The following is a 21,856-nucleotide window of genomic DNA, read 5'->3' on the forward strand; positions in this document are numbered from 1 at the left end:
GCCCGGCGCCAAAGGGTCGACCCCCACTCCGTCGAGCTTCGCTCGACACCTCTCCCCCGAGCGACGGGGTAGAGGAAAGGCACCAAGCTGTCCGGGCCGGCGCCTGTCCTCCTGGGTGAGGCTTTCTTCCTCTCCCGAGCCACCAGGCTCCCTTTCCTCTCCCTCCGGAGGGGGGAGAGGTGGCTCGGCGAAGCCGAGACGGAGTGGGGGAACCACCTTGCAACCGCCGCGAACGCAAATGGAAAATGCACCAGGCGCAGGGCTTCCTAAGCCGCCTTCTTCCACCCGTTCCTGATATGCTTGTACCCCTCCCGGTACACCGCTTCCGGCGTCTCGGAAAAATCGCGCCACACCTTGGTCGCAGCCGCCAATTCCTTCAGCGAGCGGCCGAACGCCTCGATGGTCAGCCAGTCGTCGTAGCCGCTCTTGCGGATCGCCGCGAAGGTTTCTTTCCACGGAATGTTGCCGCGCCCCGGCACGCCGCGATCGTTCTCCGATATGTGGATATGCACGACATTCCTGCGGTGCTTCGTATAGGCGCCGATCGGGTCGGCCTCCTCGATATTGGCGTGGAAAGTGTCGTACATCGCCTTGATGTGCGGCCGGTCGATGGCGTCGACGTGCTCAGACAGGTCGGCCATCGTATTGAGGAGATAGCATTCGAAGCGGTTCAGCGCCTCGAGCCCGATGGTGACGTTGCGCTTGCCGGCATGGTCGCCGATGGCGCGTTGCGAGGCGACCGACCGCTTTTTCTCGGCGGCGGTCGGCCCGGACCCGGAAAAGGCGCCAAGGGTCGAATGCAGCGGTCCGCTCAGCGTGCTGGCGCCAAGCGCATCGGCGCAATCGATGGCCCATTTCATGTAATCGACACCGGCCTTGCGCGTTGCCGCATCGGCCGCGATCAGGTTCATCGCCGGATCGCCCATCGCCGAGACCGCGGTCCGCTCCAGCCCGATCCTGTCCAGCAGCTCGCCCAGTTTCCTGTAGTCGTCCGGCGTGCCGGCGAAGATCGGGATTTCGACACCGTCAAAGCCGGTTGCCTTGATGTCGCGAAGCAATGGCTCGTGCTTCTTCGACACCGCCGTCGTCCACAAGAACATGCACATGCCGATTTTCATCGACGCCCTCCCCATTTTCCGCCGGCCAGGCGCCTCTTACAGCTTCGTCCACGCCCCATTCTTCTTCGACGACTTCACACAGGCCTCGATGAAAGCCATGCCTTCGACGCCGTCCTGAATGGTCGGGAAGACGACATCCTTTGCCGGCTTGCCGCCCTTCTTGCGTGCCGCGCGGATGGCGCGTGCCGCCTCCTGGTAAATATTGGCGAAGCCTTCGAGATAACCCTCGGGATGGCCTGACGGAACGCGGCTGACACGGCCGGCCACCGGCAGCGCGCCGGCGCCGTTGCGAGTGATCAATTGTTTCGGCTGGCCGAACGGCGTGTACCAGAGATAGTTGGGGTCGGCCTGCACCCATTCCAGCCCGCCCTTCGAACCGTAGATGCGCAGCTTCAGGCCGTTCTCATGACCAGGCGCCACCTGGCTTGCCCAAATCATGCCTTTTGCCGGATGCGTTTTTCCCGTCGGTTTGAAACGCAGCATGACATTGACATTGTCGTCGAGCAGCCTGCCCGGCACGAAGGCATCGAGATCGGCCGACAGGGTATCGAGCTCGAGCCCGGAGACGAAGCGGGCGAGGTTGTAGGCATGGGTGCCGATATCGCCCAGCGCGCCGCCGGCACCCGCCTGCTTGGGGTCGCCCCGCCACGACGCCTGCTTCTGGCCGGTGGCGGCGAGGTCCTCGGTCAGCCAGTCCTGCGGATATTCCGACTGCACGATGCGGATGTCGCCGAGCACGCCCTTTGCCACCATTTCGCGGGCCTGCCGCACCATCGGGTAGGCGGTGTAATTGTGGGTGAGCACGAACACCTTGCCGGTCTTCTCGACTATCGCTGCGAGCTTCTTGGCTTCGGCCAGTGTCGTGGCCAGCGGCTTGTCGCAGATCACGTGGATGCCTGCCTCCAGGAAAGCCTTGGCTGCCGGCACATGCACGTTGTTGGGGGTGACGATGGCCACCGCCTCGATGCCATCCGGGCGCTTCGCCTCGGCCCTGGCCATTTCGGCGTAGGACGCATAGCTGCGTGAGGGATCGAGCCCGAGTTCGGCGGCCGAGGCTTTCGCACGCGCCGGGTCGGACGACAGGGCGCCGGCGACCAGCACGAAATCATTGTCAATGCGTGCCGCGATGCGGTGCACGGCGCCGATGAAAGCGCCTTGCCCGCCGCCAACCATGCCATAGCGGATCGGGCCGCCTCCTGTTTCCGACTTCGATGCAGCAACCATGTTTTTCTCCCTCGTGTGAGATTCCCCTCCGCCGAGGGGAAGCGAAAGCCGTGTCAAATTCCCATCATGGCGCGCAGCAGCTTCTTGTCCGTGGTGCCGGCGGCGAAATCGTCGAATGCCTTCTCCGTCACCCGGATGATGTGATGCTGGATGAAGGGTGCCCCTTCGGCCGCGCCGTCCTCCGGATGCTTCAGGCAGCATTCCCATTCCAGCACCGCCCAGGAATCGTAATCGTACTGCGTCAGCTTGGAGAAGATGCCGCCGAAATCCACCTGCCCGTCGCCGAGCGAACGGAAACGGCCTGCGCGGTTCGTCCAGCTCTGGTAACCGGAGTACACGCCCTGCCGTCCGGTCGGATTGAACTCGGCGTCCTTGACGTGGAAGGCCTTGATCCGCTCGTGATAGATGTCGATGAATTCGAGATAGTCGAGCTGCTGCAGCAGGAAATGCGAAGGGTCGTAATTGATGTTGCAGCGCTTGTGGCCACCGACCGCGTCGAGGAACATCTCGAAGGTCGCCCCGTCGAACACGTCCTCTGAAGGATGAATTTCGTAGCCGACATCGACACCATTGTCCTCATAGACGTCGAGGATCGGCTTCCAGCGCTTGCCGAGTTCGCCGAAGGCTTCCTCGATCAGTCCGGCGGGCCGCTGCGGAAAGGGATAAAGGTAAGGGAAAGCCAGCGAGCCGGTGAACGACACCGATGCATTCAGCCCGAGATTGCGAGACGCCTTGGCGCCGAACTTCATCTGTTCGACGGCCCATTTCTGCCGCGCCTGCGGGTTGTTGTGCACCGAAGCTGGCGCGAATCCATCCATCTGCGCGTCATAGGCCGGATGCACCGCCACCAATTGCCCCTGCAGATGCGTCGACAGTTCGGTGATCTCGACGCCGGCGTCAGTGCAGGTGCCCTTCACCTCGTCGCAATAGGCCTTGGAGGACGCCGCCTTCTCGAGGTCGAACAGGCGCGCGTCCCAGGTCGGGATCTGCACGCCCTTGTAGCCGAGACCGGCGGCCCATTTGGTGATCGACGCCAGCGAATTGAACGGTGCGGCATCGCCCGCGAACTGCGCCAGAAACAGTCCAGGGCCCTTCATTGTCGTCGGCATCGGCATCCTCCTCGTTTTGTCACGACCAAGCATAGCGCCTGATGAAAGCAGGGCCAGTCACTTTGGTCTTTTCGCGTCGGGCGCTCTGCCGACAATGCCATTCTGGTATGACCAAATAAGGCAATTTGGTCAAGTCTCGGAATGCGCCGAAAAGGCGCTCCAGACGCGCAAAATAACGGCACATATCGCAATGTAATCAACAAACTAATCCACCCCAAAAGTTGCGCCACCACAGTTGTTGCCGTCTCGAGGAATTTGCTGTAGACCTCTTTTCAGGCCCAATTGGTCGAACCAGTTTGCAGGAAAAGTCTGGGGATGCCTTGGGGAGGAACCCTTGCGTCGTCTTTCGGCGATGCATGTCGCAGGCAAACCATACGGACGAATCTGGGAAGGACAGACCATGCATCTTTCGACGCACAACTGGATGCGCGCGGAACCGCTTGAGACGACGCTCAAGCGCATCAAGAAATTCGGCTATGAGTCGATCGAGATTTCCGGCGAGCCCACGCAGTACAAGACCAAGGAGACACGGGCGCTGCTGAAGGAGCATGGCATCCGCTGCTGGGGCGCGGTCACCTTGATGCTGGGTGAACGTAACCTTGCCGCCAGGAACCAGGGCCAGCGTGAGCGCTCCGTGCAATACGTCAAGGACGTGCTGACGATGGTCAGCGAACTCGACGGCGAGATCATCACGCTGGTTCCGGCAACCGTCGGCAAGGTGGTGCCGGACGGCACCGAGGAGGAGGAGTGGAAGTGGGTCGTCGATGCGACCCGCGAATGTTTCACCCACGCCAAGAAGGTCGGCGTCAAGATCGCTGTCGAACCGCTCAACCGCTTCGAAACCTATCTGTTCAATCGCGGCGCCCAGGCGCTGGCGCTGGCCGATGCGGTCAGCCCCGAATGCGGCGTCTGCCTTGACGCCTATCATATCCACATGGAGGAATTTAACGTCCATGACGCCATCCGGCAGGTCGGAAAGCGCCTGTTCGACTTCCATGTCGCCGACAACAATCGCTTCGCCGCCGGGCTCGGCCAGATCGACTGGCCAAGGATCGTCGCGACCTTGAAGGAAGTCGGTTATGACGGCGCGCTGACCAATGAGTTCGTCGCCCCGGTCGACCGCACGCCGGCAGCACCCTATCCCGAAATGGTCGAGCGCCACCCGGTCGATATCTCGCCCGAGCAGCTGAAGTTCATCCAGGATCACGGCTCCAGCGTGCTCACCGAGAAATTCTACACCGACCAGATGCGCATCACCGCCGAAACGCTGTTGCCGCTGATCAAGTAGTCGACGCCTGGAATTTGCCCTTCCGCCCTACCGGCGGCGGGCAGGGGAACAAAATGCGCATCAAGACAGTCCAGGCCTGGTGGGTCCGCGTGCCGATCGAAGCCGCGAAGCAGCATCGTAGCGACTTCGGCCAGGTCACGACCTTCGACGCCGCCATCCTGCGCATCGAAACCGATGACGGGCTGGTCGGCTGGGGCGAAGGCAAGAACGCAGCTGGCAGCGCCGGCAGCTACGGCGCTCTCATCCACATGCTGAACCACGAGATCGGCCCGCAATTGATCGGCCGCGATCCGGCCGATATCGGCGTCATCTGGGAGATGCTCTACAACGGCGTACGCCATGAGAGCGCCGCCCATGCCGGCCACGCCATGCCGCAACTGGCGCGGCGCGGCATGAGCATCGCCGCTATCAGCGCCGTCGACATCGCGCTCTGGGACATCCTTGGCAAGTCGCTTGGCCAGCCGGTCTGGCGATTGCTGGGCGGCCGCAAGGCCGATCGCATGCAGGCCTATGCCTCTGGCGGCTGGGCCTCCGCCGATGCCATCGGCGAGCAATTGAGATCCTACGTCGCCAGGGGCGGCTTCAAGGCGCTGAAGATGCGGGTGGGCGCCATGGATGGCGCGGCACACATTTCCGCCGCCCGCGTGCGCGCCGCGCGCCAGGCGCTCGGCCCCGACGTCGAGCTGATGGTCGATGCCCACGGCACTTATACGGTCGCGGAGGCCAAGCGCTTCATCCATCTCGTCGGCGATCTCGATCTCGCCTGGTTCGAGGAGCCTGTGATCGCCGACGACAAGCCGGGCATGGCCGAAGTGCGCGCCGCCGGCGCGGTTCCGATCGCCACCGGCGAGAGCGAAGCGACGCGCTATGCCTTCCGCGACCTCGCCGTGCTCAAGGCCGCCGACATCTTCCAGCCGGACCCGGCCTTCTGCGGCGGCATCAGCGAGGCGATGAAGATCGGCACGATCGCCAGCGCCTTCAATTTGCGCTTCGCGCCGCATCTTTGGGCCGGTGCGCCATGCTTCTTCGCCGGGCTGCATGTCTGCGCCGCCTCACCTTCGAGTTTCACGGTCGAATATTCGCTCGGCGCCAACCCGATGATCCACGATCTGATCGAAGAGACTGTCGAAGCAAGGGACGGCATGATAGCGATCCCGGAAAAGCCCGGATTGGGATTCACCATTTCGGAGCGATTCCTGGAGGCGCACGCGCAACGCAATTGACGATGAAAGAAAAGAACCTTCTCGCGGAACTCGCCGCCTATCTGTTCTCCCATTCGGACAAGGAGAGCGGCCGCACGCCGTCGGAACGCGAGCTGGCGGAGCATTTCGGCGTCAGCCGTGGCCAGATCCGCGAAGCGCTCGCCATCCTCGAAGCCATGCGCATCGTCGAGCGCCGCGCCAAATCGGGCATCTACATCGACACCAAGCAGGCAAGCGTCGAGGCGCTGGCACTGTTTGCGCGCGCCGGCCTGCCGCTCGATCCCTTGCAGATTTATGAAACGGTCGAGTTGCGCAAGATCCATGAGATCAAGGCCGCCGAGCTTGCCTGCTCGCGCGCCACCGAGGAGAATTTCGAGCGCCTGCGCGAAATCCTCAAGGCGTCGGAAGACCGCATCGCCGCGGGCGAAGGCCTGGCCAAGGAGGACCGCGAATTTCATCTGGAGATCGTGCGCGCCACCAAGAACAGCGTCTTCCACAACATCTGCAGCGTCTACTATCTGATGGGCGAGCAGCGCCTGCCGATCTACTTCAACGATCCCGAACGCAGCGTGCGTTCGCATGCCGAGCACGTGCAGATCTACGAGGCGCTGCTGCGCCGCGATGGTAATCTCGCCCAGGCGTTGATGAGCGCCCACCTCCAAGGCGCGGAAAGCTATTGGAAGGGCCTGATCGAGGGCGGCATGGCGGCTGTGCCCGCGGGCGCGACACTCGAAAAGGCCTGACCGTGACCCAGGCCATGCCCAAGATCCTGTCGACCCATCCGCTGCACCCGCGCGCCACGGCCAGGCTCGCCGGCGCCGGTCAGCTCGTCATTGCCTCCGCGCTCGACGCCGCCACCTTGACCAGGGAGGCCAAGGACGCCGACATCGTCATCGTGCGGGCGCCACTGCCGCCGGCATTGTTCGAGGGAGCCTGGAAGCTGAGGGCCGCGATCCGCCATGGCGCCGGGCTCGATATGATCCCGATTGAAGCGGCCGCGGCAGCCGGCGTGCTCGTGGCCAACGTGCCGGCTGTCAATGCCCGCTCGGTCGCCGAACATGTCATGTTCACCGCGCTTGCACTGCTGCGGCAGTTCCGCAGGGTCGACCGCGACCTGCGCGCCAAGGGCTGGCTGGCCGGCCGCGAGCATGCGAATTCCAATATCGAATTCGCCGGCAAGACCATTGGCATTGTTGGCCTCGGGGCCGTCGGGCAGGCCGTCGGCCACATCGCCGTGCACGGCTTCGACCTGAAAGTGGTGGCAACGACGCGCAGCATGCGGCCGGCGCCGGAAAAAGTCGGCTTCCTGTCGATCGACGCGCTGGTCGAGCAGAGCGACATCATCGTGCTCTGCTGCCCGCTGACGCCGGAGACACGCGGCCTGATTAGCCGCGAACGCATCGCCCGAATGAAGCCCAACGCACTGCTGATCAACGTGTCGCGCGGGCCGGTCGTCGATGATGACGCGTTGATCGAGGCCTTGCGGGAGCGCCGCATCGGCGGCGCCGCGCTCGACGTTTTCTCGACGCAGCCGCTGCCGCCAAATCATCCCTATTTCGGCTTCGACAATGTCGTCATCACCCCGCATATGGCGGGGATTACCGAGGAATCGATGATGCGCATGGGCGTCGGCGCGGCCAGCGAAGCCTTGCTGGTGCTGGCCGGCAAGCTGCCGGTCAATCTGCGCAATCCGGAAGTGGTCGATCATTACCGGCGACGGTTTCCGGCGCAGATATAGCATCGCGGTTTCGCCCCAATTCTCCGCGACGCTGAGGCCATGTCCGGTCTTGGCCTTGCATCTCTGATTGTCGCAACTTCCTCCATCTGCACCTTGCCGGCACTCGCTGCGGCCGAGAGCAGCTATGTCTATTGCGACAACGGGATGCGCTGCATCAAGGCGCCCTGTCCATCGAGCAGCGCGCTCGATCTCGTCACCGGCACGATCATCAAGGGTGTGCCGATCGACACCAGCGGATTGCCGCAGGCCGACAAAGCGATAACCGATCAGTCCGACGTGCTTTATAGCGGAAAGATCGTGGTCAGGGGCTCGATCGAGCAGCGCACGCAGACCATTACCGGCAAGGATTACAGCTTGCCCTGGCTGGTCGCGACCCGCATCGTGCGCACCGCCAAGGACGGCGAACGCAAGCACTGTTCATCGCGCTGATCCGCCATCTACGGCCCACCGCCGATCAATCACCCCAGCAGCCTCTCCACCGACGTGGCGATCCTCAGCAGACGACTGTCATGGCCATTGCGCGCCACGAGCATCAATCCCATTGGCAGCGATGCACCCGGCATCGGCAACGAGATCGCGCAGAGGTCGAATTGGTTGGCGACCTGCGTGTTGCGCAAAAGCAGTCCTTCGATACGCTCACGCAGTTCGGCATCCTCGGCCAATGCCGCGATGGTCGGCGCCGTCACCGGCACGGTTGGTAGGGCCAGCACGTCAACCGATGCTAGCCGCTCATCCATGGCGGCAGCAAGCGCGGCACGGCGGCGGAGCGCCCTGATATAAACCGGCGTCGGCAGCAGTGCGGCGCGCGACAGAGGCCCGCTGACATGCGGATCCACCGGCACCGATGCGCCTGTCGCCAGCCAGTCGGCATGCACTTCCGCGCCCTCCATCGCCGCGATCGACCCGCGCTTGGTGGCCGCGCGCAGATCCGCGATCATGTCGTCGATCGGCAGATCCGCGATGCGTGCGCCAGCCTGTTCGATCTTGCCAAGACAATGCTCGAAAGCCGCGGCAATTTCGCCTTCCGCGTCGCCGAAGAGAACGCCGCGCGGAATGCCGATGCGAACCCCGGCGAGTGGAATGGCCACCAACTCGTTCGGCTCCTCGCCGGCCATCACCGCGTCGGCGGCGGCGCATTGCGGGACGGTTCGGGCGAGCGGTCCGACCGAGTCCAACGTTCCCGAAAGCGGAAAGGCGCCGGATAGCGGCACGCGCCGCGCTGTCGGCTTGAAACCGACGACACCATTGAGCGCCGCCGGAATGCGGATCGAACCACCGGTGTCGGAGCCGATCGAAATTTCGCTGGTGCCCTCGCCCACAGATACGCCGGCGCCGGATGACGAACCGCCGGGGATGCACCTGGCATCCCTTGCATTGCCTGGCGTGCCGTAATGCATGTTGTCGCCGATCGCGGTGAAGGCGAATTCGGTCATGTTGGTCTTGCCGATAATGACGGCGCCGGCCTGGCGCAGCCTGCCGACGATGGTTGCATCGCGCATAGCGGGCGCGGCGGTCTTGCGCATCAGCGAGCCGGCCGTGGTCGGCTCGCCGGCGACATCGAACAAATCCTTGATCGAGACAATGGTGCCGTCGAGCGGGCCGAGCGTCACGCCCACTCTTTTGCGGGCGTCGCTGGCATCAGCGGCAGCGCGCGCCGCTTCGGCATAGAGCTTCGTGAAGACCTTCTCGTCGGCCGCACGATTGGCAAGACGTGACAGGATGTTTTCGAGACGGTCGCGGATTGATTGCATGTCGATGTCGGTCTCCGCCAGGATAGAAACGTCCTTAGGGCAAGCAGCCGCTAAGCCTGCCGAAGGGATAACCCGGCCAGCGTGCCTTTGCACCTGCCAGCGATAGGAAGATGCTGATGCTGTACAAAGGCAGCTGCCATTGCGGCAAGGTGGCGTTCGAGATCGAGGGCGAGCTTGAGGGCGTCGTGCGCTGCAATTGCTCGATCTGCGCCCGCAAGGGTGCGCTGCTATGGGCCGTGCCACGTGACAGGCTTACCCTCGTCGCCTGGGGCGATGACCTCGGCCGCTACACATTCGGCGAGGCAAAAATAGCGCACCGCTTCTGCCGAACCTGCGGCATCCATCCTTTTGCCGAGGACACCAGCGAAGGCGGCGAACGCAGCGCTTACGTCAACATCAATTGCGTTGCCGGTCTCGACCCGTCCGCCTTGTCGATCTTCGACTTCGACGGGCGGGCAGTCTAAGCTTCCCAGTATCCCCCATCGCCCGCTATTCGTTCACCGCGGCCTCAAAATAACGGCGGCCCGAAAACCGTAAGGGTTCTCGGGCCGTTGCCAGGGACGACCGTTGGGAGAGACTATTCGGCCTGCTTCGGACCGCGCAGGAATACCACGATGGCAGCCAGCAACGTCGCCGCGCCGCAATAGGCAAAGGCGCTGGCGACGCCGGCATGGTCGACCAGCAGACCGCCAAAGACGGCGCCCATCGCAATCGCCACCTGGAAGGTCGCGACCATCAGGCCGCCGGCGCTTTCAGCCTGGTCCGGCGCTGCCCGCACCAGCCAGCTCTGCAACCCGACCGGCACCGCGCCGAAGGCAAAGCCCCAGGCCGCGACGGCGACGGCGGCGATCATGGGCGAAGTGCCAAGGATCAGCATCGAGGCGGCCGCCAATGCAATCAGCAGGGGCGCCAGCGCCACCGCGGCCTTGAGGTTGCGCTCGGCCAGGATGCCGCCGGCGATGTTGCCGAAGAAACCGCCTATGCCGTAGGCCAGCAGCACCAGCGAGATCGTCTCGATGTGGAGCACCGGCACCTTCTCGAGGAAGGGACGGACATAGGTGAAGCCGGCAAAGTGCCCGGACGCGACCAGCAGCACGACCAGCAGGGCAACCCTGATCGACGGCCGCTCCAGCACCTCGAGCAAGGTGCGGAAGCTCGCGACCCCCACCGGCGGCAGCTTTGGAATGGTGGCCAATTGCACCAGCAGCGCCAGCGCCCCGACGATCGTCCCAATCATGAAGGCCGTGCGCCAGCCCCAGACGTCGCCGACATAGGCGCCAACCGGAGCTGCGGTAACGGTGGCAAGCGACACGCCGGTCAGGATGATCGACATGGCGCGCGGCATCAGCCGCATCGGCACCAGCCGCAACGCCATGGCCGCCGACATCGCCCAGAAGCCGCCAAGGGCCACGCCGAGCACGACACGGGCAAGCAGAAGCATGGGCAGCGACGAGGCAAAGGTGGCGAGAAGATTGGACAGGATGAGGAACATCGTCAGCATCCACATCACCAGCCTGCGGTCCATGCGCCTTGTGATAATGGCCATGGTGGGGGCGGCGATGGCGCCGACGATGGCGGTTGCCGTCACCGCCTGCCCTGCCACGCCTTCGCTTACGCTGAGATCGCGCGCCATCGGCGTCAAAAGGCTGGCGGGCAGGAATTCGGCGGTGACCAGACCGAAAACGCCAAGGGCGAGCGAGACCACGGCGCCCCATGCGGGCTCGGTTCGTTCATCGGATTCTGCGGGGTTCAGAAGTGCGGCGTCAATGGCGCCTGTCGCGGGTTCGGCCATGGTCAGTCTCCGATGTTTGCAGCGCCACATGGAAAAGAACCGGCTCGGGCTACCGTTACACGCCTTGCCGCCATGGCTTGGCTATGCGGCCGGTCATCGGTTTTTGCAGCGCAGCATTTGGCTGCAGCGCAACATGGGAGTGACGAGTTGGAGTTTCCATGCTAGAAACACCAGAATGAATTACAATTCGTCCAAAATGGCGCTGCCGACTTCTGGTGATCCGCTGACCGACATGCTGCGCGGACTACGGCTCGACGGCGTCGACTATGGGCGCTGCGTGTTGGGCGAGCCCTGGGCCGTTTCCTTCCCTGCACAGAAGGCAGCGCGGTTTCATTTCATCGGCCAGCAGGGTTGCTGGCTGTTCTCGCCGGCCAGGGAGTGGATCGAACTCTCCGTAGGCGACGCGCTTCTGATCCCGCGCGGCGACGCGCATGTCCTGGCCAGCGCGCCCGGCGTGCCCCCGGTGCCGATCGGCCGCTACACGATCGAACCGGTGTGCGAGAACATATACGACGTCTCCAACGAGTGCGGTGGGCCCAAGACCTTGCTGTTTTGCGGCAGCATGCATTTCAATCTCGACGGCTCGCACCCGCTGCTCGACATGATGCCAAACCTGATGCAGGCGCATAAGTTGATGGCGAACGCGCCGGGTATCCAGCATCTGCTCGATGCGATGGCCGGCGAGGTGACGATGGACCGGGTCGGCTCCGGCGGAATCCTTGCCCGCCTTGCCGATGTGCTCGCCGCCACGATCATCCGCTCCTGGGTGGAGAACGGCTGTGGCGATGCCACCGGCTGGATCGCCGCCGTCCGCAATCCCGACGTCGGCAAAGTGCTGGCAGCCATCCACCTCCAGCCGGATCGCGATTGGAGCGTCGAGGCGCTGGCGCGGATGATGGGAGCCTCGCGCTCCGCCTTTGCCCAGCGCTTCGCCACAGTGGTCGGAGAGACGCCGGCCAAATATGTGCTGCGCGTGCGCATGCACCAGGCCAGGCAATGGTTGGCCCGCGATGGCATGAGGGTATCGGTGGCGGCGGCGAAACTGGGTTATGATTCGGAAGCATCCTTCAGCCGCGCCTTCAAGCGGGTGATGGGCGTGGCGCCGAGCCATCTGCGCCACATTGGTGCCGGCGACGACCCGTCCTGACGTCAGGCAGCCGCTCCAATCCTTCCCGGCTGGAGGAATTGCCAGGTCTTTTGGACGCAGCGTCATTGCCGGCCGGCTTCCGGCGGATAATCTGGCCCGCGGAGGAAATCCCATGGCCAATCATTTCGCACTGCTGGCGCTTGGTGTCCTGTCGGTCATTCCCGGACGCGCCTTTGCCCTCGAGGACAGCTATCTGCCGGCAGGCAAGATCCCTTACGTCGCCGAGGCGCCGGACCAGCCGCAGCGCCTGGGACCGCTGTGGGGCGAAAGGGCCAAGGGGCCTGCCGGCACCTTGCTGAAAGTCCCGGGCAACTGGCGCGCTCCTGTTCACGCGCACACCGCCGACTATCGCGCCGTAGTCATCCAGGGTCTATGGGCGCACTGGCAGATGGAAGGCGGCGAGGCGACCAAGGTCGAACTGCCACCTGGTTCCTACTGGACGCAAAAGGCCAATGAGATGCATGACGACGCCTGCCTCTCGCAGACGGAATGCGTGATCCTGTTGATCAACGACACGCCATACGAGACCTACCTGCCAAAATAGCCGCGCTTATGACGCGTGCCGCAGACTGACCCCACTGCCCTTGTCGAACAGCACCACCTTGTCCGGGTTCCAGGCAAAGCGCACCGGTTGTTCGATAGCGACATCGGTCCTGGCCGGCACCGTGGCGCGCAGTGTCGTATCGCCGACCCGCAGCGTCAGGATCTTTTCCACGCCATGGTTCTCGACGTCGTGGACACGCGCCTCGACCGGTGCGCCGCTTTCCAGATAGACATCCTCCGGACGGATGCCGAAGACGAGCGGGCGACCGTCGGTCGCCCCACTCGCCCCAGCCCCCGCAAAGATTTTGGCCGCCCCCGCAAAGGGCAGTTCGAAATTCAACGGCGCCATCACCGCGCGGCCGTTCACCAGCCTGCCGTCGATCAGGTTCATCGGCGGCGAGCCGACGAAGCTCGCCACATAGGTGTCGCGCGGGTTGTTGTAGATCTCGTGCGGCGTGCCGGTCTGGATGATGCGGCCGTGGTTGAGCACGCCGACTTTGTCGCCCATGGACATCGCCTCGATCTGGTCGTGGGTCACGAACAGGAAGGTGGCGCCGAGCTGTATCTGCAGGTTCTTCAACTCGGTGCGCAGCGCCTCGCGCAATTTGGCGTCTAGCGCCGACAGCGGCTCGTCCATCAGGAACACGCGCGGCTTGCGCACGATGGCGCGGCCGATGGAGACGCGCTGCATCTCGCCGCCGGACAGCCGGTCGGTCTTGCGGTCGAGCAGGTGCTCGATCCGCAGCGTGCGGGCGGCGCGGTCGACGCGGTCCTTGATCTCGGCGTCCGGAAGCCTGCGGATCTTCGGCTTCAGCGGAAATTCGAGATTCTCGCGCACCGTGTAACGCGGATAAAGCGAGTATTGCTGTAGCACCAGCGCCACGTCGCGCTCGGCCGCGCCCCAGTCGGCAACGTCGACCCCGTCGATGAAGACCTGCCCCTCGCTCGGCTTCTCCAGGCCGGCGATCAGCCGCAGCGTCGTCGTCTTGCCAGCGCCCGTTTCGCCTAGCAGGACAAAGAATTCGCCATCGGCGATGTCGAGGTCGAGTCCGGTCAAGGCCGTGTGGTTGCCGAAACTCTTGGAAATGTTCTTGAGCTGGATATGGGCCATCAGAGCCTCACCTCAAGCGACTTGCCGCTTGCCTTGTCGAAGAAATGCGCCTGCGTCGGATCGATCCTGGCAAAGACCTTTTCGCCGGGGCCTGAAATGTAGCCGCTCTTGGTGCGGGCACGCAGCATCTTGGAGCCGACCTTGAGGTCGACGATGTCAAAGGAGCCGAGCGGTTCGACGATCTGCGTCTCGACGGCCATGAAGCCATCGGCCGCGTCACGGCGAATGAGCACCCCTTCGGGCCGAATGCCGAGCGCCAGGCTGCCACCGGCATGGCCATTGAGCTTCGACAGCAATGCGCGGGGAAACTCGAAGCCGGAAGCCGCTCCACCGACCGAGACCGAAACGGAAGACGCCGTCTCGGCGACCGCCGCGTCGGCGACGTTCATCACCGGACTGCCGACGAACTGGGCCACGAACAGGTTGGCCGGACGCGAATAGACCTCGTCGGGCGTTCCCACCTGCTGCAGCACCCCCTCATGCATGATGACGATGCGGTCCGCCAGGCTCATCGCCTCGATCTGATCGTGCGTGACATAGATGGTGGTCGAGCCCTGCTTGATGTGCAGCCGCTTGATCTCGGCCCGCATCTCCTCGCGCAGCTTGGCGTCGAGCGCACCGATCGGCTCATCCATCAGCATCGCCTTCGGCCGCCGCACCAGCGCCCGGCCGATGGCGACGCGCTGCATGTCGCCGCCTGAGAGCGCCGACGGTTTCTTGGCCAACAGGTCCAGGATTTGCAGCGTTTTGGCGACCGAACGTACTTCCTGATCGATCTCGCTTTTGCTCTTGCGCGTGGCGCGGAGCGGAAAGGCGATGTTCTCGTAGACGCTCATATGCGGGTAGAGCGAAAACGACTGGAACACCATGGCGATATCGCGGTCGGCCGCCTTCAAATGCTGGACCGGCTTGCCGTCGATGAGGATATCGCCCTCATCGATGGTTTCCAGCCCGGCGATGGCGCGCAAGGTCGTCGTCTTGCCGCAGCCGGACTGGCCGAGCAGCACGATGAACTCATTGTCCGCGATCTTGAGGTTGAGGTCCTTGATGACCTGGACGGCACCGAAGAATTTCTGGACGCCGCGAAGCTCGATCTGGGTCAATGCTGTGCTCCCGGATTTCGCGCGTCCGCGCCATGGCCGGTGCCGGCCTGTTCCTCGGGTGCGATCTTCGAGGTGATGTTGAAGCCGATCAGCCCGATCAGGATGATGGTCAGGCCATAGGCGTGCAGCAGCATGTTCCAGGGCTGGCAGAGGGCCACGATGCCGAGCACCATGAGTATTTGCGAACCCGGTTCCAGATATTTCTGATTGATGGCGCGAAAGCTCATTTGCGGATCGCTCCGAAGGACATGCCGCGCAAGAGATGATTGCGGAGCAGGAAGGTGAAGATGGCGACCGGCAGCAAGAACAGGAAGGTTCCGGCGGCGATCACCGTCCAGTCCGGCAGGCCGGAGCCGACCTGGCTGGGAATGAACGGCGGTGCGGTCTGGGCGCGGCGGTTGGTCATGATCAGGGCGAAGGCATATTCGTTCCACGCCGTGATGAAGCAGAAGACGGCGGTGGCGGCGATGCCGGTGGCGGCCTCCGGCAGCACGATCTTGAAGAAGGCTTCCATGCGGGTGTAACCATCAACCAGTGCCGCCTCCTCATATTCCTTCGGGATTTCATCCATGAAACCCTTCATCAGCCACACCGAGAAGGACAGGTTGAAGGCGGTGTAGAGGATGATCAGCCCGATGTGGGTATCGTTGAGGCCGACCGCGCGGTACATCAGGAACATCGGGATCGCCACCACCACCGGTGGCAACATGCGTGTCGACAGGATGAAGAAGAGCAGGTCCGCCTCTCCCTTCACCTTGAAGCGCGAGAACCCATAGGCGGTGAACGTGCCCATGCCGACCGCCAGCACCGTCGAAGTGATGGCGATGATCAGCGAGTTCAGAAAGCGGCTCGGATAGCCTGACCACTGCACCTGGCCCTTGCCGTCGCGCACGATCTTTTCGCCACCGTCGAAGACGACGCGCTCCCACCATGGGGCCGCCGCGTACTCTTCCGGCGACGGCGGACTGCGCAATTGAGATCGCTTGGTGAACAGCTTCACGAAGGGCGATATCTCTGGCTGAAAGACGACGGTCGGCGGAATGGTCGTGGCAAGATTGCGCGGCTTGAACGCCGTTGATGCGATCCAGTAGATCGGCGCCAGGAATATTATCGTCACCAGCAGCACGGCGACGATGGCGACGCGGTTGAAGGTGATCTCGGAAGAAGTGCGGACGGCGGCCATCTCAGCGCTCCTTCACCTTGTTGAGGTATTTGACATAGATGTTGGTGATCGCCAGCACCATGATCAGCACGATGTAGGCCATCGCGCAGGAGCGCCCGGTCTGCCATTCCTGGAACGCCATTTTGTAGAGCCGGATCGAGATCAGCTCGGCCGTCGGCTGGCTGGTCAGGATGTAGGCGAGGTCGAAGGTCTTGAACGCTTCCATGGTGCGGAAAATGACCGCGATCATCAGGATCGGCGCGACCAGCGGCAGCGTGATACGGAAGAAGGTGTAGAACGGCCCGGCGCGGTCGATCGCGGCGGCTTCGTAGAGATGCTTCGGCACCGCGGACAGGCCGGCCAGCGACAGCAGCATGACGAAGGGTGACCACATCCAGATGTCGGTCAGCGCGACGGCGTAAAGCGCCATCTTGGGGTCGGCCAGCCACTCGAAATTGCCGAGCCCGAGCGCATAGTTGATGACCCCCCATGACGGGTCGTAAAGCAATTTCCAGAACAGCCCGACGACCGCCATCGACAGCATCATCGGCAGCAGCAGCAGCGTGGTGATAAGACCCTTGAGCGGAATATCCCGGTTGAGCAGCATCGCCACGCCGAAGCCGACGAGCAGCTGTCCGACGACCGAGACAATCACGTATTTCGCCGTGATGGCGAAGTTCGACCAGACATAGGGGTCGTTGAGCAGGTCGCGATAGTTCTGCAGCCCGACGAAATTCGCCGGCGCGTTGGTCGACGCGCGGAAGTCGGTGAAGGAATAGCCGAGCGAATAGATCAGCGGAAAAATGTTGAAGACGATCAGGAACAGAACCGTCGGGATGATGAAGAGATTGCGGATGGAAATATCGCTCAGGCCGCGCGCCGCGGCACGCGAGGATCTGTCGAGGGTGGTGATCATCGTGGTCGCCAAGACCCTGCTCCCGGTTCAAGAAAAAGAAACGGAGGAGGCGACACCGCCCCCTCCGCGGGACATGAATGATTATTGGCCGCGGCCGTATTTCTTGAAGGTCGCGTTCCAGTCTCCAGCCAAAGCGTCCAGCGTTTCCTTGGCGGTGCCACTGCCGCCGATTATGTAGGGATAGACGCGCTGGTTCAGCTGCTGCAGCAGTTCGGCATATTCCGGCACCGCCCAGAAGTCCTTCACCTTGAACATGGTCTCGTAGAAGGCCTTGTTGTAGGGCGTGGCGTTCTGGAACTCAGGCGACTTGAGCACTGCCTGGCTGCAGGTATAGCCGCCAAGGGCCGCCCACTTCTTCTGGGTCTCGTCCTTGATGAACCATTCGAGGAACTTCATCGCCTCTTCCTGCTTCTGCGAGTACGAGATGACGGAGATGCCTTGCCCGCCGAGCGCGGCGAACTGGTCGCCATTGGGACCGGGAGGGTTGGCGAAGAAGCCGGTGTTCTTGGCATTCGGGTTCGACGCTTCGTTGATCAGCGAGGGGAAGAACGCGAAGAAGTTCATGCTCATCGCGGCCAGGTTTTCCGTGATTGCCTGGTTGTCCTCGACGAAGAACGATTTGGCCCAGCCCGGAGGCGTGAACTTGTAGAGTTCCTTATAGGCATCGAGCGCGGCCACCGCCTTGTCGGAGTTGATGTGACCATCGACCTTGTAGGTCGTGTAGTCGCCCAACTCGCCGCCATAGGAGAACAGCGCGTTCTCGAAGCCCATCGCCATCGCGTCGTAGGAATTGTCGGTGTAGATGGCGATGCCGTATCTCTTCTGATCCGGCCGGTGGAAGAACTCGGCGATGTCGCGCAGCGCCTTGAAGTCCTTCGGCACGTCGAGGTCGTAGCCGTACTTGGCCTTGAAGGCTTCCTTTTCCTTCGGATCCTCGAACCAGTCCTTGCGATAGGACCAGCCGACGGCATCGCCCTCGAGCGGGATCGCCCAGTATTTGCCGCTGTTGCCGGGATACTCGGCATAGTATTTCACCGTCGCCGGTGCCATGACGTTGCCGAGATCATGCTTCTTGAAGAAGTCGGTCAGGTCGACGTAGTGGCCGCCGGTGGAGCCGGCGCCGAGCCACTGCGAGTCGCCAACGACCAGGTCATAGGCGTCGCCATGGGCGTTGAACTCGGTGAAGGCCTTGGTCTGGAAGTCGGACCAGGGCGTGGTCTCCACCGTGATCTTGACGCCGGTTTCCTTCTCGTACTCGTTGCCGAGTTCCTGCAGGTAATTGGCCGGATCCCACTCCGCCCAGAAGATGGTGAGCGACTTTTCCTGCGCGTAGACGGATGTTCCGCAGGCAAGCGTTAAGCCGATACCAGCAAGCACGCTGGTCACTAACTTGCGCATAATGATTTCCTCCCTTGTGCGCATTCTACCTTGTCTTGCGAGCCGGCGACGGAGCTGGCCCTGGTAGTTCCTCCGGTGGTCGCGCTTTCCGAAATTCGGAGCCTCCTCGCTCTGTCCGGAAATGGGTCGCAGCCCTCACTTTCGATCCGCTTTTCTTTCCAAATCTGGTATTACCAATTATGAATGCCCGTCAAGCCCTTTCTTGCGCAACGATGCCTGCCAAAGCCGTCGAATTTCAGACTTATCCAACTGTTTTCTCTATATTTTCCTACTCATTGATATGCTTTGGCCTTGTGCGGACTTTTGCATTGCGGGTATTATCAGTGGTCGACGCGCTAATCTGGTAGAACCAGATTAGCGCTATTCCTATGTCGTCGCCAGCGTCTTCCCAGCCGTATCGGTGGCCGACTCCGCGATCGCCGCGCGCACCAGCGCACTCGCCGCCCATTGCGCGACCGACATCGTCCGGCGGCTGTCCAGCCCCCATATATCCTTGAGCACGATCAGCACCTCCACGCCGAAGATGAGCGACAGCGCCTGCGCCAGCCGCTTGAAATCGCGCGGCGGCAAGCGGCCCTTGAGCGGCGCGAGCGCCTCTTTCAGCAATTCGACGCGATGGCCGCGCGTGAAGGCAGGCTCGCCGCCCAGCGTACCCGCCTGGCGTCGCGCCCATTGATCGAGCGACAGTTTCAACGCTGCCTTGAATGTCGCCTCGAAGGCCTCGATGCGCGGCATGGCCGTATCGAACAGGTCTGCGACCCGGCGCTCGGCATCGGCGGCGGTGGATTTCCAGGTGAGGATCGGCCCGAGCCCCTCGTCGACGACCGCCTGCACCAAGGCTGCCTGGCTCGGGAAATAGCGATAGGCGGTGGCGCGGGAAACCTCGGCCGCCTCCGCCACCTCGCTGACCGAGGGCGTCGCCCCCGCCTGCATCAGCCTTGTCGCCGTCTCCAGCATCAGCCGTTTCGTACGCGCGCGGGGTCCGCGCTCGGCTCTCTCACCGGTGTCTTCGTTCGTTGCGGGTTGTTGACGTGAGACATCCATACCAATACGATACGCGCGTCTCAAAAAATTGCAATGGCAGCCCCTTATCCTGGAGTGGCTATGTTGACGCTTTATGGCGCACAAAGCTTTCATCTGCTGAGCATCACCACCTTTGGGCCATCCAGCACAGGGGGGCGCAGATGAAGCGCGTCTATGTGGTGGGCACGGCCGATACCAAGGGCGAGGAACTCGGCTTCGTTGCAGATGCGATCGCTGCCACGGGCGCCGTCGTTTGCCGTGTCGATGTCGGCACGCGAGGCGCGACCGTGCCGGTCGACGTCTCGGCTGGGGAGGTCGCCGCCTGTCATCCCGATGGCCGCGGTGCGGTGCTCGGCATCGACGACCGCGGCAGATCGGTTGCGGCGATGGCTGGGGCATTCACGCGCTTTGTCCAGTCGCGCACCGACATATCAGGTGTGGTCGGCATTGGCGGCGGTGGCGGCACCTCGATCATCACCGCGGGCATGCGCGCGCTGCCGCTCGGCCTGCCCAAGATCATGGTCTCGACGCTCGCTTCGGGCGACACCGCTCCCTATGTGGACGTATCCGACATCATCATGATGCCATCGGTGACCGACATGGCTGGCCTCAACCGGCTGTCTCGTGTCGTCCTGCACAACGCCGCCCAGGCGATAGGGGGCATGGCAGGCAATCCGGCGCCGGTAGCGGACGGCAAAGCATCGATCGGCCTCACCATGTTCGGCGTCACCACGCCTTGCGTGACCGCAATCGCCGATCAATTGCGCGACATCTACGACTGCATGGTCTTCCATGCCACCGGCACCGGCGGCCGCAGCATGGAGAAATTGGCCGACAGTGGCCTGCTGTCGGGCGTCATCGACATCACCACGACGGAGGTCTGCGACCTGCTGTTCAATGGCGTGCTGCCGGCGACGCAGGATCGTTTCGGTTCCATTGCCCGCACCGGCCTGCCCTATGTCGGTTCGGTGGGCGCGCTCGACATGGTCAACTTCTGGGCGTCTTCGACCATTCCGGAGCGCTATCGCGGCCGGCTGTTCTATGAGCACAACCCGAACGTCACCCTGATGCGTACGACCGCACAGGAATGCCGCGCGATCGGCGAATGGATTGGTACCAGGCTCGCCCATTGCGAAGGTCCAGTGCATTTCCTGATCCCGGAAAAAGGCGTTTCCGCACTCGATATCGAAGGCGGCGCCTTCTTCGATCCGGAAGCCGATGCCGTCCTGTTCGACGCCATCGAGCGCACCATCAGGCCGGGTGCGACGCGCCGCGTCACCCGCCTGCCGCTGCACATCAACGATCCCGAATTCGCCAGGGCCGCGGTCGCTGCCTTTCTCGATATCGCCAGACAGTGAGACCCAGACATGCCAGCCATACCGCGCAAGGACATATTGAAGAAATTCCGGGGAATGATCGACAAGGGCGTGCCGATCGTCGGCGGCGGTGCCGGCACCGGCCTGTCGGCCAAGGCAGAGGAAGCCGGCGGCATCGACCTCATCATCATCTATAATTCCGGCCGCTACCGCATGGCCGGACGCGGCTCGGCCGCGGGCCTGCTCGCCTATGGCAATGCCAACGAGATCGTCAAGGAGATGGCCTATGAGGTCTTGCCGGTGGTCAGACGCACGCCCGTGCTGGCCGGCGTCAACGGCACCGATCCCTTCGTCATCATGCCGCTGCTGCTGGCGGAACTGAAGACGATGGGCTTTTCCGGCGTGCAGAATTTCCCGACCATCGGTCTCTTCGACGGCACCATGCGGCAGAGCTTCGAGGAGACCGGAATGGGCTTCGGCCTCGAAGTCGACATGATCGCCGAGGCGCACAAGCTCGACCTCTTGACCACGCCCTATGTCTTCAACCCCGAGGAAGCGCGCGCCATGACCAAGGCCGGAGCCGACATCGTCGTTGCCCATATGGGTGTGACGACTGGCGGCTCGATCGGCGCCACCTCGGCCAAGTCGCTCGACGACTGCGTCGCTGCCATCGACGCCATTGCCGAGGCCGCGCGCTCGGTACGCAAGGATGTCATCCTGCTTTGCCATGGCGGCCCAATCTCAATGCCCGACGATGCGCGCTACATCCTCTCCCATGCCAAAGGCCTGCACGGCTTTTATGGCGCGAGCTCGATGGAACGGCTGCCCGCGGAAGCCGCGATCGCCAGGCAGACAGCGGATTTCAAGGCGCTCGGCGGCGAGAAGACCGCCAAGAAAAAGAAGGGATGATGAGAG

At 63.1% G+C, this 21,856-nt stretch carries 22 protein-coding genes; 10 read left to right on the forward strand and 12 right to left on the reverse strand.

Annotated elements, in window-relative coordinates; translation table 11 throughout:
* Nucleotides 1–266: 266 nt before the first annotated feature.
* Genes O7A70_RS02395 through O7A70_RS02405 form a run of 3 tightly spaced genes read right to left on the reverse strand, consistent with a single transcriptional unit; the run spans nucleotide 267 to nucleotide 3,451 of the window.
* Nucleotides 267–1,118: a sugar phosphate isomerase/epimerase family protein gene (locus O7A70_RS02395; protein WP_337138868.1), complete on the reverse strand. Its 852-nt coding sequence runs from the start codon at nucleotides 1,116–1,118 to the stop codon at nucleotides 267–269.
* Nucleotides 1,119–1,154: 36 nt separating this feature from the next.
* Complete coding sequence (locus O7A70_RS02400) at nucleotides 1,155–2,342, reverse strand: Gfo/Idh/MocA family protein (RefSeq protein WP_337138869.1); 1,188 nt, start codon at nucleotides 2,340–2,342, stop codon at nucleotides 1,155–1,157.
* Between the two features lie 53 nt (nucleotides 2,343–2,395).
* Entirely contained in the window at nucleotides 2,396–3,451 is a 1,056-nt protein-coding gene (locus O7A70_RS02405) for a sugar phosphate isomerase/epimerase family protein (RefSeq protein WP_140503087.1), read from the reverse strand.
* Between the two features lie 400 nt (nucleotides 3,452–3,851).
* On the opposite strand from O7A70_RS02405, the gene O7A70_RS02410 reads away from it, so the two are divergent.
* From O7A70_RS02410 to O7A70_RS02430, 5 genes are read left to right on the forward strand one after another with little or no spacing between them, the layout of a single operon-like run.
* Nucleotides 3,852–4,739, forward strand: a complete 888-nt coding sequence (locus tag O7A70_RS02410) for a sugar phosphate isomerase/epimerase family protein (RefSeq protein WP_337138870.1) — start codon at nucleotides 3,852–3,854, stop codon at nucleotides 4,737–4,739.
* A 53-nt stretch (nucleotides 4,740–4,792) separates the two neighbouring features.
* Complete coding sequence (locus O7A70_RS02415; protein ID WP_337138871.1) at nucleotides 4,793–5,962, forward strand: mandelate racemase/muconate lactonizing enzyme family protein; 1,170 nt, start codon at nucleotides 4,793–4,795, stop codon at nucleotides 5,960–5,962.
* 2 nt (nucleotides 5,963–5,964) lie between these two features.
* On the forward strand, nucleotides 5,965–6,684 hold the full coding sequence (locus tag O7A70_RS02420; protein ID WP_337138872.1) for a FadR/GntR family transcriptional regulator: 720 nt from the start codon (nucleotides 5,965–5,967) through the stop codon (nucleotides 6,682–6,684).
* 14 nt (nucleotides 6,685–6,698) lie between these two features.
* The gene (locus O7A70_RS02425; protein WP_337139027.1) at nucleotides 6,699–7,679 is read left to right on the forward strand and encodes a hydroxyacid dehydrogenase; all 981 of its coding nucleotides are present in this window, start codon (nucleotides 6,699–6,701) and stop codon (nucleotides 7,677–7,679) included.
* A gap of 39 nt (nucleotides 7,680–7,718) precedes the next feature.
* Complete coding sequence (locus O7A70_RS02430) at nucleotides 7,719–8,108, forward strand: hypothetical protein (protein WP_337138873.1); 390 nt, start codon at nucleotides 7,719–7,721, stop codon at nucleotides 8,106–8,108.
* 29 nt (nucleotides 8,109–8,137) lie between these two features.
* Here the strand turns inward: O7A70_RS02430 and O7A70_RS02435 are convergent, their stop codons facing one another.
* Complete coding sequence (locus tag O7A70_RS02435; RefSeq protein ID WP_337138874.1) at nucleotides 8,138–9,430, reverse strand: amidase; 1,293 nt, start codon at nucleotides 9,428–9,430, stop codon at nucleotides 8,138–8,140.
* A gap of 116 nt (nucleotides 9,431–9,546) precedes the next feature.
* Between O7A70_RS02435 and O7A70_RS02440 the strand changes: the two genes are divergently transcribed.
* A complete protein-coding gene (locus O7A70_RS02440; protein ID WP_337138875.1) occupies nucleotides 9,547–9,894 on the forward strand; it encodes a GFA family protein in 348 nt (115 codons plus the stop codon).
* A gap of 113 nt (nucleotides 9,895–10,007) precedes the next feature.
* Here O7A70_RS02440 and O7A70_RS02445 read toward each other — a convergent pair whose 3' ends face one another.
* Entirely contained in the window at nucleotides 10,008–11,222 is a 1,215-nt protein-coding gene (locus tag O7A70_RS02445) for an MFS transporter (protein ID WP_337138876.1), read from the reverse strand.
* Nucleotides 11,223–11,397: 175 nt separating this feature from the next.
* Here O7A70_RS02445 and O7A70_RS02450 point away from each other — a divergent pair, with 175 nt between their 5' ends.
* Nucleotides 11,398–12,369, forward strand: a complete 972-nt coding sequence (locus tag O7A70_RS02450; RefSeq protein WP_337138877.1) for an AraC family transcriptional regulator — start codon at nucleotides 11,398–11,400, stop codon at nucleotides 12,367–12,369.
* 112 nt (nucleotides 12,370–12,481) lie between these two features.
* Nucleotides 12,482–12,913 (forward strand): DUF4437 domain-containing protein, encoded by a 432-nt coding sequence (locus O7A70_RS02455; RefSeq protein WP_337105360.1) that lies wholly within the window; start codon nucleotides 12,482–12,484, stop codon nucleotides 12,911–12,913.
* Between the two features lie 6 nt (nucleotides 12,914–12,919).
* Here the strand turns inward: O7A70_RS02455 and O7A70_RS02460 are convergent, their stop codons facing one another.
* The 7 genes from O7A70_RS02460 to O7A70_RS02490 all read right to left on the reverse strand — a co-directional run bounded on the left by O7A70_RS02460 (nucleotide 12,920) and on the right by O7A70_RS02490 (nucleotide 19,646).
* Nucleotides 12,920–14,023, reverse strand: coding sequence for an ABC transporter ATP-binding protein (locus O7A70_RS02460; protein ID WP_027144640.1), 1,104 nt, complete (start codon nucleotides 14,021–14,023; stop codon nucleotides 12,920–12,922).
* Complete coding sequence (locus tag O7A70_RS02465; RefSeq protein ID WP_337138878.1) at nucleotides 14,023–15,126, reverse strand: ABC transporter ATP-binding protein; 1,104 nt, start codon at nucleotides 15,124–15,126, stop codon at nucleotides 14,023–14,025. The genes O7A70_RS02460 and O7A70_RS02465 overlap by 1 nt, the downstream gene beginning before the upstream one ends.
* The gene (locus O7A70_RS02470; RefSeq protein ID WP_140503109.1) at nucleotides 15,123–15,353 is read right to left on the reverse strand and encodes a hypothetical protein; all 231 of its coding nucleotides are present in this window, start codon (nucleotides 15,351–15,353) and stop codon (nucleotides 15,123–15,125) included. The genes O7A70_RS02465 and O7A70_RS02470 overlap by 4 nt, the downstream gene beginning before the upstream one ends.
* Nucleotides 15,350–16,309: a carbohydrate ABC transporter permease gene (locus O7A70_RS02475; RefSeq protein WP_027144637.1), complete on the reverse strand. Its 960-nt coding sequence runs from the start codon at nucleotides 16,307–16,309 to the stop codon at nucleotides 15,350–15,352. The genes O7A70_RS02470 and O7A70_RS02475 overlap by 4 nt, the downstream gene beginning before the upstream one ends.
* A 1-nt stretch (nucleotide 16,310) precedes the next feature.
* Nucleotides 16,311–17,216 (reverse strand): carbohydrate ABC transporter permease, encoded by a 906-nt coding sequence (locus O7A70_RS02480; protein ID WP_015315632.1) that lies wholly within the window; start codon nucleotides 17,214–17,216, stop codon nucleotides 16,311–16,313.
* 69 nt (nucleotides 17,217–17,285) lie between these two features.
* Nucleotides 17,286–18,602 carry an ABC transporter substrate-binding protein gene (locus O7A70_RS02485; protein ID WP_027144635.1) on the reverse strand — a complete coding sequence of 439 codons (1,317 nt, stop codon included), beginning with the start codon at nucleotides 18,600–18,602 and terminating at the stop codon, nucleotides 17,286–17,288.
* 366 nt (nucleotides 18,603–18,968) lie between these two features.
* On the reverse strand, nucleotides 18,969–19,646 hold the full coding sequence (locus tag O7A70_RS02490) for a TetR/AcrR family transcriptional regulator (protein ID WP_337138879.1): 678 nt from the start codon (nucleotides 19,644–19,646) through the stop codon (nucleotides 18,969–18,971).
* A gap of 140 nt (nucleotides 19,647–19,786) precedes the next feature.
* Here O7A70_RS02490 and O7A70_RS02495 point away from each other — a divergent pair, with 140 nt between their 5' ends.
* Complete coding sequence (locus O7A70_RS02495) at nucleotides 19,787–20,983, forward strand: Tm-1-like ATP-binding domain-containing protein (protein WP_337138880.1); 1,197 nt, start codon at nucleotides 19,787–19,789, stop codon at nucleotides 20,981–20,983.
* Between the two features lie 9 nt (nucleotides 20,984–20,992).
* Nucleotides 20,993–21,850 carry a phosphoenolpyruvate hydrolase family protein gene (locus O7A70_RS02500; protein ID WP_337138881.1) on the forward strand — a complete coding sequence of 286 codons (858 nt, stop codon included), beginning with the start codon at nucleotides 20,993–20,995 and terminating at the stop codon, nucleotides 21,848–21,850.
* Nucleotides 21,851–21,856 lie beyond the last annotated feature (6 nt).

The organism is Mesorhizobium sp. Cs1299R1N1, from assembly GCF_037179655.1.
GTDB classification, from domain to species: domain Bacteria; phylum Pseudomonadota; class Alphaproteobacteria; order Rhizobiales; family Rhizobiaceae; genus Mesorhizobium; species Mesorhizobium salmacidum.

What these genes read in the sequence shown, in the direction of transcription:
- O7A70_RS02435 (WP_337138874.1), bottom strand. Translation starts at nt 9,430, where the DNA reads ATGCAATCAATCCGCGACCGTCTCGAAAACATCCTGTCACGTCTTGCC.
- O7A70_RS02460 (WP_027144640.1), bottom strand. Translation starts at nt 14,023, where the DNA reads ATGGCCCATATCCAGCTCAAGAACATTTCCAAGAGTTTCGGCAACCAC.
- O7A70_RS02475 (WP_027144637.1), bottom strand. Translation starts at nt 16,309, where the DNA reads ATGGCCGCCGTCCGCACTTCTTCCGAGATCACCTTCAACCGCGTCGCC.
- O7A70_RS02495 (WP_337138880.1), top strand. Translation starts at nt 19,787, where the DNA reads ATGAAGCGCGTCTATGTGGTGGGCACGGCCGATACCAAGGGCGAGGAA.
- O7A70_RS02470 (WP_140503109.1), bottom strand. Translation starts at nt 15,353, where the DNA reads ATGAGCTTTCGCGCCATCAATCAGAAATATCTGGAACCGGGTTCGCAA.
- O7A70_RS02440 (WP_337138875.1), top strand. Translation starts at nt 9,547, where the DNA reads ATGCTGTACAAAGGCAGCTGCCATTGCGGCAAGGTGGCGTTCGAGATC.
- O7A70_RS02490 (WP_337138879.1), bottom strand. Translation starts at nt 19,646, where the DNA reads ATGGATGTCTCACGTCAACAACCCGCAACGAACGAAGACACCGGTGAG.
- O7A70_RS02455 (WP_337105360.1), top strand. Translation starts at nt 12,482, where the DNA reads ATGGCCAATCATTTCGCACTGCTGGCGCTTGGTGTCCTGTCGGTCATT.
- O7A70_RS02410 (WP_337138870.1), top strand. Translation starts at nt 3,852, where the DNA reads ATGCATCTTTCGACGCACAACTGGATGCGCGCGGAACCGCTTGAGACG.
- O7A70_RS02400 (WP_337138869.1), bottom strand. Translation starts at nt 2,342, where the DNA reads ATGGTTGCTGCATCGAAGTCGGAAACAGGAGGCGGCCCGATCCGCTAT.
- O7A70_RS02485 (WP_027144635.1), bottom strand. Translation starts at nt 18,602, where the DNA reads ATGCGCAAGTTAGTGACCAGCGTGCTTGCTGGTATCGGCTTAACGCTT.
- O7A70_RS02500 (WP_337138881.1), top strand. Translation starts at nt 20,993, where the DNA reads ATGCCAGCCATACCGCGCAAGGACATATTGAAGAAATTCCGGGGAATG.
- O7A70_RS02395 (WP_337138868.1), bottom strand. Translation starts at nt 1,118, where the DNA reads ATGAAAATCGGCATGTGCATGTTCTTGTGGACGACGGCGGTGTCGAAG.
- O7A70_RS02420 (WP_337138872.1), top strand. Translation starts at nt 5,965, where the DNA reads ATGAAAGAAAAGAACCTTCTCGCGGAACTCGCCGCCTATCTGTTCTCC.
- O7A70_RS02425 (WP_337139027.1), top strand. Translation starts at nt 6,699, where the DNA reads ATGCCCAAGATCCTGTCGACCCATCCGCTGCACCCGCGCGCCACGGCC.
- O7A70_RS02450 (WP_337138877.1), top strand. Translation starts at nt 11,398, where the DNA reads ATGAATTACAATTCGTCCAAAATGGCGCTGCCGACTTCTGGTGATCCG.
- O7A70_RS02415 (WP_337138871.1), top strand. Translation starts at nt 4,793, where the DNA reads ATGCGCATCAAGACAGTCCAGGCCTGGTGGGTCCGCGTGCCGATCGAA.
- O7A70_RS02405 (WP_140503087.1), bottom strand. Translation starts at nt 3,451, where the DNA reads ATGCCGACGACAATGAAGGGCCCTGGACTGTTTCTGGCGCAGTTCGCG.
- O7A70_RS02445 (WP_337138876.1), bottom strand. Translation starts at nt 11,222, where the DNA reads ATGGCCGAACCCGCGACAGGCGCCATTGACGCCGCACTTCTGAACCCC.
- O7A70_RS02430 (WP_337138873.1), top strand. Translation starts at nt 7,719, where the DNA reads ATGTCCGGTCTTGGCCTTGCATCTCTGATTGTCGCAACTTCCTCCATC.